Source organism: Mitsuaria sp. TWR114 (genome assembly GCF_007997345.1).
Map to the genome: position 1 here is coordinate 1 of NZ_VOSR01000723.1, position 841 is coordinate 841.

At 69.0% G+C, this 841-nt stretch carries 1 protein-coding gene; it reads left to right on the forward strand.

Translation table 11 applies throughout. The features are described from left to right. Positions 1-782, forward strand: a 782-nt coding sequence (locus FUT87_RS23120) for a cytochrome-c peroxidase (protein ID WP_404935434.1), incomplete at its 5' end; no start/stop codon positions are given. Positions 783-841: the final 59 nt, after the last annotated feature.

Here is an 841-nt window from a genome sequence, read left to right on the forward strand (position 1 = left end):
ACCGCGCCTTCGCCGCCGCGGGCCAGGCGCTGCAGGCCTTCCAGCTCGAGGACGTCAGCTTCCATCCCTACTCCAGCAAGTTCGACCTCTACATCGGCAACAAGATCGGCGGCGTGCTCACGCCGGCCGAGGCCCGCGGGCTGAAGGTCTTCGCCGATCCCAACGGCGGCAACTGCGCGTCGTGCCATTACCAGGGCGCCGGCCTGAACGGCAGCACCGCGCTCTTCACCGACTTCTCCTACGAGGCCATCGGCGTGCCGCGCAACGCGGCGCTGCCCGTGAACGCGGACCCGGGCTACGTCGACCTCGGCCTGTGCGGCCCGGCCCGCACCGATCACCCACCGACGCCGGGCAACCGCTTCTGCGGCATGTTCAAGTCGCCCACGCTGCGCAACGTCGCTTCGCGGCGCAGCTTCTTCCACAACGGCATCTTCCATTCGCTCGAGCAGACGATCCGCTTCTACAACACGCGCGACACGATGCCGGAGCTCTGGTACCCCACCGTCGGCGGCCAGGCCAAGGCCACGCCCGATCCGGACTTCCCGGGCTACGGCCTGATCACCACGCAGTACGTCGGCGGCCAGGTGCGCAAGTTCGACGACCTGCCCGCGCGCTTCGTCGGCAACATCGACACGCAGATGCCGCTGGACGGCCGCCCCGCCCACAGCAAGCCGCCGATGTCCGAGCAGGACATCGCCGACCTCCTCTGCTTCCTCAACACGCTCAACGACAAGGACGTGCAGCCGGCCGAGCCGCCCAAGCCGGGCGCCTGCACGTCGTGATGCGTCGCTTCCCCAATGACCAACGCCTTCCTCTTGCGCCGCGCCACCGTGTCCATCGG